Annotated in this window: 10 protein-coding genes; 2 read left to right on the top strand and 8 right to left on the bottom strand. The window is 54.6% G+C overall.

Annotated elements, in window-relative coordinates; translation table 11 throughout:
* On the bottom strand, positions 1-245 hold a 245-nt coding region (locus AC1D35_RS32900; RefSeq protein WP_477942042.1), incomplete at its 3' end, for a glycosyltransferase family 2 protein.
* Between the two features lie 145 nt (positions 246-390).
* On the opposite strand from AC1D35_RS32900, the gene AC1D35_RS32895 reads away from it, so the two are divergent.
* A complete protein-coding gene (locus AC1D35_RS32895) occupies positions 391-1,512 on the top strand; it encodes an endo-1,4-beta-xylanase (RefSeq protein WP_477942040.1) in 1,122 nt (373 codons plus the stop codon).
* A 77-nt stretch (positions 1,513-1,589) separates the two neighbouring features.
* Here the strand turns inward: AC1D35_RS32895 and AC1D35_RS32890 are convergent, their stop codons facing one another.
* The 5 genes from AC1D35_RS32890 to AC1D35_RS32870 form a co-directional block, all read right to left on the bottom strand.
* Complete coding sequence (locus AC1D35_RS32890) at positions 1,590-2,954, bottom strand: O-antigen ligase family protein (protein ID WP_115037137.1); 1,365 nt, start codon at positions 2,952-2,954, stop codon at positions 1,590-1,592.
* Positions 2,951-4,114, bottom strand: coding sequence for an acyltransferase family protein (locus tag AC1D35_RS32885; protein ID WP_477942038.1), 1,164 nt, complete (start codon positions 4,112-4,114; stop codon positions 2,951-2,953). Before AC1D35_RS32885 ends, AC1D35_RS32890 begins: the two co-directional genes overlap by 4 nt.
* A complete protein-coding gene (locus tag AC1D35_RS32880) occupies positions 4,111-5,220 on the bottom strand; it encodes a glycosyltransferase (protein ID WP_477942037.1) in 1,110 nt (369 codons plus the stop codon). Before AC1D35_RS32880 ends, AC1D35_RS32885 begins: the two co-directional genes overlap by 4 nt.
* Before the next feature lie 71 nt (positions 5,221-5,291).
* Positions 5,292-5,753 carry an acyltransferase gene (locus AC1D35_RS32875; protein WP_113296354.1) on the bottom strand — a complete coding sequence of 154 codons (462 nt, stop codon included), beginning with the start codon at positions 5,751-5,753 and terminating at the stop codon, positions 5,292-5,294.
* Positions 5,754-6,087: 334 nt separating this feature from the next.
* The gene (locus AC1D35_RS32870; protein ID WP_477855004.1) at positions 6,088-6,969 is read right to left on the bottom strand and encodes a hypothetical protein; all 882 of its coding nucleotides are present in this window, start codon (positions 6,967-6,969) and stop codon (positions 6,088-6,090) included.
* Between the two features lie 579 nt (positions 6,970-7,548).
* On the opposite strand from AC1D35_RS32870, the gene AC1D35_RS32865 reads away from it, so the two are divergent.
* Positions 7,549-9,027, top strand: coding sequence for an SGNH/GDSL hydrolase family protein (locus AC1D35_RS32865; protein ID WP_477942035.1), 1,479 nt, complete (start codon positions 7,549-7,551; stop codon positions 9,025-9,027).
* Between the two features lie 94 nt (positions 9,028-9,121).
* On the opposite strand, the gene AC1D35_RS32860 is transcribed toward AC1D35_RS32865, so the two are convergent.
* The gene (locus tag AC1D35_RS32860) at positions 9,122-10,216 is read right to left on the bottom strand and encodes a glycosyltransferase family 4 protein (RefSeq protein WP_477942033.1); all 1,095 of its coding nucleotides are present in this window, start codon (positions 10,214-10,216) and stop codon (positions 9,122-9,124) included.
* A 30-nt stretch (positions 10,217-10,246) separates the two neighbouring features.
* The gene (locus tag AC1D35_RS32855; RefSeq protein ID WP_113296350.1) at positions 10,247-10,912 is read right to left on the bottom strand and encodes an SGNH/GDSL hydrolase family protein; all 666 of its coding nucleotides are present in this window, start codon (positions 10,910-10,912) and stop codon (positions 10,247-10,249) included.
* Between the last annotated feature and the right edge of the window lie 9 nt (positions 10,913-10,921).

Raw genomic sequence — 10,921 nt, 5'->3', positions numbered from 1 at the left:
GTATCGCGCGCTGCACCCAGTCCACGCTGAGCCTCATATGCGTAGTGTGCATTCGGGCAGACCTTGGCAAACGCCTCTATAACTTCCTTCGTTCGATCTGTGGAAGCGTTATCAAGAATGATCGCCTCCCACTGATGACTGGACCGCAGTTTCATCAGCGAATCCAACGTCTCCTCGAGTTGGTCGTGCCGATTTCTGGTGCATATTACCACCGAGACCTCAACCGGGTGATCAGCTTCGGACATCTTCACGCTCCTGCTATTTCAAGGCCATTCTGCCAATTGAAATTACACAAAAGGGGCACCTATGAAAGGAAAAATTCGCTGGGCTTTGGCATTGTCCTGACACATTGACCCTGAAAAATATAGGTAATTTCAGGCGGAGAAATTTATGCGCAATAATATCGGCCATTGGCCTGCAAGGCGTATCGATCGGCGAACTTTCCTCCTCGCTGCCGGCGCCGCGATCGCTACCGCTTCCGTTCAAGTCAGCAATGCCGATGAGYCGAGCGAAACACCTCTGAGGCAGAGAGCCGAGAAGAGGGGCCTTGTTTTCGGCACGGAAGTCAACGCCGGACCATTGTTCAGCCTCAAGCCCTATCGGGATGCGGTGCTACGCGACGCTGCAATGATAGTTCCTGAGAATGAAATGAAATGGAGGCCCACCCAGCCAACGGCACGCCAGTCCAACTATTTTAACGCTGACCGAATTACCAAGTTTGCCGGAGATAATACCCTCCTTTTAAGAGGCCATACAGCAGTCTGGCATCAAAATCCTCCTGTATGGACGAAAGATATTCTCGCCGGCGATGACGGCCAGAAACTCGTTCTCGACCACGCTCGCGACATCATCAGTCATTTTCGCGGACGCGTCATGGAATGGGATGTCGTTAACGAGGCGATCGCACCGGAAGACGGCAGGCCCGACAACCTGCGCAACTGGACGCCGTATAATAAAGGCGGCATCGATTTCATCGTGGATTGCTTTCACGTCGCCCGAGAAGCCGATCCGAAGGCCAAATTGTACTATAACGACTATAGCGTTTACTACCAGAGCCAGGGCAATCGAAGAGATGCGATCCTGGGATTTCTGGAAAAACTCAAATCCAAGGGCGCGCCGATTGACGGGTTTGGCATTCAAAGCCACCTGATCGCAGACGCCGAATTCGATGAAAACGTCTATCGGCGGTTTCTCTCAGAGGTCGCCGATCTCGGCTTGAAGATACGTGCCACTGAGCTCGATGTAAGCGACGTCAGGCTCGAGCCCGACATAAAGGTGAGAGATACAATCGTCGCGGCCCACACCAAACAGTACCTCAATGTGCTTTTCGACGAACCCGCCGTCGTCGGTCTTGTTACCTGGGGTATGACGGATCGCTTTAGCTGGCTTCATAAAGGTTGGCCGAGAAAAGATCATTTGAGACAGCGCTGCTTACCGCTGGATGACAATTTCGCCAAGAAACCAATGTGGTATGCAATTGCTGACGCGCTCGACCACGCGCCTTCACGCTAAATTCGCGATGGGATACCGTCTTGATAACGGCGTAACGATCCGTTGAGAAAATGAGGTCGGTGATTGACAGCAGCGCGTCAACTCAGAGGTGGCACCGTTCGCTCGTGCACAAATGCCTGCTTGGGAATAACAGACGTTGACCCTTTCCAGGATCTGCGAGCAGGCGCCTGTTGACGACGRCGAAGTCGCTCGCGAACCGGCAGGGCCGCAAACGCAGCGTAGGAGAAGGCGAGCCAAAACGTCTCATTCAACGAAGGGTCGACGATGATCGTCTCGGAATAGGAACGTATACTCAGCAATATGAATATAGCTGTTGGAAGCGCCATCTCGGGGATACGCCGAATAGAAATTGCGTAGAGCAGTCTCATCGCAATGATTGCCCAAATCGCTACCGCAAACAGCAAGCCCGGCAATCCCAACTGCAGTCGAAAATCTAGCCAGGCATTATGTGCGTGAGGCGCGGGCCAATGCAGTTCCTGCAAAACGATCGGCTTGAAGAAATCCGTCGCCCAGATACCGTTGCCATAACCCCAGAAGGGGTTCTGGTCGATCATGAAAGAGGCGAACTCCCAAACCTCTGCACGTCCGGTCAGTCCCGCATCTCGTCCGAGCAGGGTGTAAATGATGCCGCTTGATATAATTATGACACCTGCAACAGATGCCACAAGACCGGTGAAGAACAGCAGCACCAAGGGGTAGGAAACCCTGTTAACCACATAGATCAGATACGCGAGGATGGCTGTGATGACGAATGCAGCCAAAAGCGCTGTTGCCGAATTCGCGATAAGCAACAGAAAAGTCGCCAGACAGGCAATAGCCACGATGTGGTAGGGGTTCAGCAGCTTCATGCGCCATGACACAAGGGCAACAAGGAAGGTCATCGATGCCGTGCCTCCCATAACGTTCTTGTGTATCATCGCGCCACGCCAGGCACCGCGCAAATCCTCCGCGCTATAGGAAAGCGACGGGACCGCGACGATCATGAAGAGCGAAATCGTACAAGAAATGCACAAGCTTATCGCGAGAAGCTGAAGAACCCGTCGATACGGCACAAATTCCACGAGATAGACGGCATAGAGCGTAAAAACGAGCATACGCCCTGTTCTGTTGAACGATTGCCCCGGCTCAGGCATCCAACGTGATGTGCAGAACGCCCACAGAAGAAAAACGAACAATATCCAGTTCCGCCTTAGGGCAGATATGGACTTCTGTGGATTTCTACTGAAAAGCCACACAATATAAGTCAATATGACGGTAAGTATTATTGTCGTATTAAGCGGACTCTTAATAACAACAGCGGCAAGCGCCGGAGATTTCCAACCGAGATACGAATCCAGTGGAAAGAGCGTGCCAATCAGAGGAAACGTAATGATAAAAACGAGTGCGAGCTCGCGCGGCGAAAGACGATAGGGAGAAGCCTCCTTTTGCCGGGCAGCATTCATGCTTCGACCCTCGATACCTTCTGCTCCGATTTAATACCGCTAGATTCGTCATTTTCCGCGGGATAGCGATCCGTAGGCTGGATTTCTCTACGCGGCTCCACGATACGACGCGCAAATCTTATAAGCCTGCGCTCGATAAGATAGTGATAAAAAATTCCAAACGCCGTGGCGACGAATGCAATCATGATCGCAATAATATTCAACGAAAAATATGTCGAGATTCCGAGCCGTGACGACAGGTTTATCGAAAATGAAAGTACGAYCGGGTGCACAAGGTAAAGGGCGTAAGAGGAGGCACCGAAGGCAAGGAGGAATCTTGGCACGTTCAGCGAACGATGGCGTTCGATTTCCACTGCTCCAAGAACGAACAGCATGGACGCGGTACCGAAAGCCAGACGTCCAACCAACGGATCGTCCTGAATGTTCACGAAGAACCACGTCAAGATGAAGAAGCCGGCGACGCCTAGAGTAGCGATGAGGTGTGGCACCGGTATTCTCGCATGCCGCAATATCATTGCCGCGCCGACACCCATGATAAATTCGATATTGAATGGGCTCAAAATGAACGAGAATGGAAAGGCCAGCGATCCGATCGCCTGGAACGTCACCAGAAGATTTGCTGCGACGATAGCCAGTGCCCATGCGGGCAAGATCCACAATGCCTTACGGCCGGCCCAGATGATCACGGCAAAAAGCGCGTAGAAGAAGATCTCATGTGTCAACGTCCAGGCCACACCGAGGACAGGTGGAATCACATTGGGCAGGAGAAGGATGGACAGGATAATGTTGATCGGGTCGCGCTGGCTTGGCTGCCCCGCCCCCGTGAAGACCAAATATAGGATGACAAGCGGAACGAGGATGAACCAGTAGGGCGGATAAATGCGGACAAACCGCTTCGCCGCAAAAGAGCGGATCCGCTCTGTGCGACCTATATCGCTCCAGTGAATCCAAGTGATGATGAAGCCGCTAAGAACGAAAAAGAAATCCACGCCAACATTGAAATTGTTGAAATGGCTGTTGAACGGCTCGGCTCCAAAAAACCGGGGTTCGGACATGATGCTGCCAGTGTGGTGGAGCACAACGAGCAGTGCAGCGATCCCACGCCCGATTTCGATGCTGCCGAACTTATCGCGATTGGCACTCCTGCTAACGCCACTCATGCAAGCACCTCACAATAAGATTTCGCGCATCTGGCAACACTGAATGTTTGCCCCCTCACCTGAAGTGCCGCGACATCAACTGAGYGACCCAAGCTGTCGATAACGGCCTTCTCCAAGGCAGCGGCGTCGCCGACAGGCACGAGAGAGCCAAAACGGCCGCCATCCAGAATCTCGGCCGGACCATGCGGACAATCGGTACTAACGACTGGCGTACCGCAAGCAAGTGCCTCGGCGACCACGTTTCCGAATCCCTCGAATCGGGAAGAAAGCACAAAAAGCTTCGCGCGCTTCAAGTAGGCGAGCGCGTTCTCGCTGAAGCCCGGCATGGAAACACGGTCCTGGAGATTCAGACTTTTTACGAGTGCCTCCAGCTCTCTCCGCATCGGGCCATCGCCCAAGATGAGAAGCCTTGCGTCACTCTGCTTTGAAACGCCTGCAAAAGCTTTGATCAGGGTCGTGAAATCCTTCTGAGGTACCAGCCGTCCCATTGCCAGAACAACTGGTCGGGGATCAGCAAACCACGGATGTTCCGGCGTCCTCGACGTGCGCTCTTCGAAATCTTCGGTGACGACACCGTTGTAGATGACACGTATCTTCGAACGATTGATGCCCGCCCTCGCGGCAAGGTCATCGGCGACACCCGCCGACACTGCGACGATAACGTCTGCGAAAGGCATCGCCATGCGATAAAGCGCCGGCAGCACTCGGAATTGCCAGGAGCGCCGCTTCACCTGCTCGGAAAACGCATTGTGCTGAGTTACGAGAATGCGTGTGCGAACACCGGCCAGCCTTCGGGCTAGAACCGCCATTACGTTCATGTGCTCCATATTCGCTATCAGAATGTCGGGCTTTTCGTCTTTCAGATAGCGGACGAGCTTGGGCAAGGCGCTGAGCTGCCGTTTTGCATCAAGGGCAACTATCCGCGCGCCCTGCTCTTTCACCGGGTCTGTTAGTTCTCCTCCCTCGCGGTCGAGGAGAAAGGTGACGTTGAAGCCTGCCTGGGAGAATTGCGGCAGCAGGCGCGCATGCAAGCGCTCCGCGCCACCGCCGGAAAGATCGGGGAGATAGATGGCCAGGGAAGCCCGCTTTGCGTCGTTCTCGGTCATGCTTCTCGCTTTCAGAACATCAAGGGTATTAACCGGCAAAATTTAACGCCCGGCCTACGACGGTCGCGACCTCACGCCTGCCGGCTTTGAAGCTCGTCAGCCTCGGCTTCACTGGGGACTTGCTCTACGACCCTTGGAATACGACCATAGGGATCAAGCCCATCATTGGAGCGTATAACGCGTGCGGGATTGCCTGCGATGATCGAATAGGCCGGCATGTCCTTTGTCACGACGCTTCCAGATCCGACGATGCAATGATCTCCGATCGTCACCCCAGGCAAAATGATGCTTCTGGCACCAATGAAGCAGCGTTTGCCGATGCGTGTGTCGCGATACATTCGACGCGTCGTGTCGTGCGCGAGGATAGCAGCGTCAAAAGCGACATAGCTTTCCTCTCCGACATAGATGCCTTTGGGGTGTGTCTTATCAAACCGTGCAGAGAGCGAAAAATCGGCCGTCGGATGGATGTTCATCCCCCAGAAACGGTTCAGATAAAACCGTCGCGCATCGACCACGATCCGGCGAAGCTTCAAAAATCGGTTCAAACCAGGCAATTCGATGCTCTCCTAATTCTTGCTGCCGTCCATTTCACTCTTCGGAAATGGCGCCTTCAGGTGTGAGTATGTCTTAGCAGAGGAGCCAATTCGGGGCGGAAAACCGCTATGCAGAAAGAGCTAAGTCATAGGGCCGCAGGACGGTGGTTCGACTTTCAATGGTGCAACGCAGCATTTGCTTTCCGATAACACGTACCTTAGCTTGAAGCAACAAAATGGCCAAGGAAAGTCGAATAGATCGACATATCTCACACTTGTGCCGATCCGGCGGTCAAAGCACTCCGCCGGATCGGAAATAGATTTTTCGACACAATCAGGCCGGCAGGCCTTCGGCGCCTGAAGTCTCGCCGGATACAATATCAAGCAGCTTGATCGCCCGATTTCTCCAGTTGTATACCGAGGCGGTTGACCCGCCATTGCGGCGCGCGATCGTACCTTCAGCAAGCCCGCGAACCAGTGGCCCCACTTCAGCAGGGTCTTCCACGCAATGCAGGACACTGCCGAAATCGCGAGCCTTGGGAATACCGGTCGAAATCACTTCCATTCCGGAATTCAGGCAATGATAGAAACGCAACGGATCGATATAATCGGTCAGTGGCGAGCCGACGACGTAAGGCGCAAGGGTGACGGCATAGGCGCCGAGGACCGTAGGCAGTTCGCTGTTAACATAAGGTCCCAGATAGTCGATGTTTGGGTGCGCCGCTGTCAGTTGATCGACTTTTTGCTTAACTTTCGGGTCGTCGCTAGCAATGTGTCCGCGGATATCGAAACGCAGTCCCGGATTTGCCGTTGCCGCCGCTCCCAGGAAATCGAAATCAAGCCGCTCGTCCACACTCGCCAGAATCAGAACTTTTTCCCAATCGGGCGCTGGCCGCTCGATAGCTGTGACCGAGGAAGCATTACCGAGATGACGCGACGTCGGGAAAAGTCGCTTGAGTGTCGGCGCGGCATGAACAACGACATCCGAGCCGCCGAGAAGAATGGTCTGCGCGATCTGCGCCTTCACGCGCGCGTAACCGGTGCGCCCATACAGCAGGTCATCATGCATATCCAGGCACCATAAGCCGCCACAAAGCGCCCGCAGCATTCGGCTCATTGCCGGGAAAACAAGATTGGTGGAATTGACGAAGAGCAACGGCTTGTGGCCGCTGAAGTTATGACGCATGAAGCTCAGGAATTTCGGCAGCGAGAACACTCGCTTCTCCTGGCTATTGTCCATATCGATGACGACGGGGCGCCGCTTCAAAAAGATATAGAAGACCTTATGCCCGAGAAGATGCAGCTCTTCCGCAAGCGGCAGGCGGAAATCCTTGGCAGGATCACGGCAGGTTAAGAGGACGATGGTCCATCGACCCTTGTTCTCTTTCAATGTCAATGTCCTCCTGATCGAATATGGGAAACCGGTTCACGCAAGATATGCCCGCATGGCATATCAGCAGAAGCCAGCGAGAATATGAAAGATAACAAGTTCCGCCAATCTTTTGCTCGCATCCTGGAGAGGCGGCCGACCGGCCGCGGATGCTCTGTCTCCGTGCTCATGCAATGCCTTATCTCAAAAGCTTCATTTTGAATGCAGACAGGAAATCATGTTCAGCATATGGGAAAGAGCGACGGATAATTGTCGTTTTCATCAGCCAACATTCGACAGGATATTTTCTTGCACGTCAACGACCGTGCTGCGAATAAACTGCTTGTTCCGAAAACCTATCGGATGGGATCATAGATGAACCGACGACCTGCGACACGCCGCGAACTCCTGCAAGGAGGGGCTGCGATGATCGGAATCGGCTTTGCTTTTTCTCCAGAGGCAGCAATGGCCGCGGCTTCCCCACTTCCATTATCCGACGCCGCTATCGATGATGACTCGGTCACCGGCGCAACCGAGACCCACCGTCCGCTGCCTGCTCTGCCCCTTCCGGTCGGAACCAGGGTATCTGCGATCGGCGACAGCCATATCGGCTACGGCGTCTATGCGGGCTCTCCTCTGGTTCCAAGCTCAGGTAATACCTTTGCGGTAAGCTACAGCATGGCGAACGGTTTCATCGAATGGGCCCGCGCCCTCGATCCCCGCTTCGACCATGATAGCTGGTACGACACAGCCGACCCGACAGGTCGCAATATTTCCGGAGCAAACCAGGGGATATTCGGAGCCCATCTCGAATGGAGTAATGAAGAACCTACCGGCATTCTCACCCGCCTCCCTGCGCTTCTTGCGAAACACCCTGCTGTTATCATCCTGGAGGGAGGGACCAATTCCGTAAATTCAGGCGATGTTGCCGGGAAAAACAGACCTGCAGCGGCAGCGGAAATCATCGCTAAGCTCGACAAGGGGCTGCGGCTGGCGCGAGCCGGAGGTGCATGGGTCATCCTCATGACGATCTATCCGAGAGGTGATTGGCCCAAAAACGATGCCCGCCATAAGGCAATTGCCGATTCAAACAATTGGATAAAAGCCCAGCAAGGACGCGATGGCGTACTCGGGATTGTCGACGGCAACGACGATATTCTTGCACCGGGCGGGGTCCAAGATCTCAGCATGTACGAGAAAGACAAAATTCATCTCGCACCGAAAGGCGCACGGCGGATCGGCAAGGAAAAATTGCTGCCTATCCTCCAGGCTGCCATTAGCGCCGGCTCTACGTTCAATTCGGATCCAGCTGCGGAAAATCTTGCGGGCGCAAGCATGGGACGATTGGACGGAGCAGCGGGCGGCAAAGCCAGCCCGGCAATCACGGGCCAGATTCCGACCGGTTTCCGGTGCGGCATCGGGCGCAATGCCGGGAGCGTTGCCTGCTCCATCGACGAACTCGAAGACGCCATCAGGGGCGCGCGTCTGGCTGTGACGCCGACCGACAATAACGATGCAGCCTACACGCATGTGCAGTTCAACGCCAATCCGATCGCAACTTCAGGGAAACTGGCGCCAGGCGACTGGATATACGCTGCTATGTTCGTTGAACAGTTAGCCGGTGATCAGCTGGGTACAGCGCGAATCATCTTCAAATTGCAACAGGACAAACAGCTCCTCCAGAGCACCGGAGGGCTTTGGACCTCGTCTGGCGATTTCGCGCATCCGGTCGGAGCTACCAGCGAAGGCTGGTGGATCAAGACCAACCCCTTCCTGATGCCCGATTTGCCCTTCAACAATCTGAAATGCGACCTGGACATCACGTCAGACAAGAATGGCACGCCTTTTACAGTCAGGCTGTCCCGTTTCATCATTCGAAAAATCGCTGATCCGCGACTGGTATAGCAACCGTTCAATCAAAACAGGTTTCTCCGAGCATTCAAGAAGCGCTCGGAGAAGCTGTCCTGGCTGATGCAATTCGCCGCAACGAAACGGCAACCTACGGCCGACCTTCCAGTGTTTGGCGGCTGGCGACTCCCTGCCGTCTTCCCGCGCCTGAGGCTTCTTCATAAATGCGGTGGAGCAAGGGCAGTATAACGCGATCGCTATAATGGTTTTCCACCCGAAGTCTGCCGGCTTCGGCGAGGCGCGTGCGAAGGCCCTCATCGCTGACGAGAGCAGAGATTGCATTCGCGAGCCCTTCTTTATCGCCGGCATCGATCAACAGACCATCGATGCCGTCGGTGATCAGTTCCGGTATACCGCCGACACGCGTGGTGATGACGGCAACCCCGGCGGCCATCGCTTCGAGCACGCTCATAGGCAATCCCTCGTTATAAGAGGGTAGAATATAGATGCCGCTTGCCTCAAGCAGCGCCTGTTTCTTCTGCCCATCGACCCAGCCCGCCAATATAACGCGACCTTCCATGGAGAGGGTTCTTACGAGCTTGTTTGCCTCTTCGACTTGGCCATTGCCACCGATCACCAGCTTCGCATCCGGATGATGTGGAGCTATCTCGGCGAAAGCCGGGATGAGGTCGAACGTTCCTTTGCGTGGTCCGATCAGGCCGAGGAACAGAAGATCATGCGCCTTCCTTATCCGTGGATCTGCAGGCGGCGGAATGAGCACATAATTCGGAACGACAACGATACGCGCGGCTGGCGCGATCCCACCGACGAACTCCCGCCAGCTTTCCGAAAGCACGATGACGAATGTCGCCTTCTCAAGGTGACGCCGGATAAGCCGGCGAAGCAACGGACGCTGGCTCTCATAGAACGGCTTCATCTCCGAACCATGCAAATGCAGGACCACCGGTATGCCGAAAAGCCTTGCGAGGGATGTGAACAGCCCCTTGCGCCAAAAACTGCCGCGCATTGCTGAGTGAGCATGAACAAGCTCGACACGCTTCGTCGTCAACAGCCAGAGATAGACGATAAGTGCGCGCAGCAGCACGAGCTGCTTTACAACAAAATTGCCATCCACATAGGAAGCGACGAGGCGGACATCTTCTTTTTCAAGAAAACCGTCACGTTCATAGGCTTCGACGACGCTGCGCATACCACCGCGCGCGGCGCACCAAACCATAATCTTCATAAGCTTGTCCCTTCGATAAGGTCGACTGGTTCAATTCTGACATTTGCCCGATGCGATCTCCTGGGTCAAACCAGGCACGATGACGGCGGATGCCGCCTCCGGCAATGGATGCGACCCGTCCGGAATGGCTGCAGAGAGTTCATCCGGAGAGAGCTCGGCCCAGGCCGGCCGGTTGTCATAGAAATCAAGGCCCATCTCGTTCGCAAGCTGATGATGAGCATCGATATAGCTATTGATGAACGGACGAATGAAGCCCCTGATTCCAAAAATCGGATTCATTCCCATGACGATGATGCGCGCATGAGGCAATTGCTGTTTCAGTTGCCCGAGGATCGTAGCCATGTTCTGACGACTGCGCTCCACGGTCATGAAGCGATTAAGCGCAGCGTCGTTAGCATAGAATTCAACGAGTACGATATCAGGCTTCGCCGCGATCACGTCCCCTATTTTTTCCAGAGCCCATTCAGATGTAGCACCGCTGCGTGCAACTGAATCCACCAGAACCGGGACCTTAAGGCATTTAGTCAGCGCCTCCTGCAAAGGCAACTGCCAACCGCCGCGCGCGGTCAGAGAGGTCCCGAAGGTCACGATTTTGTAAGTCATGTCGTTTGCTCTGCTGATGGAGGCAGCTTGGCCAGAAATCACACCCAGCACGAGCACAAGGCTAAGGCCAATTCCGAGCCCTATCTGCTTCATCTCCTCACC

Source organism: Rhizobium sp. P1_E6 (genome assembly GCF_056405875.1).
The sequence above is the reverse complement of the archived record's forward strand: the minus strand, read 5'-3'. Positions and strand labels throughout refer to the sequence as shown.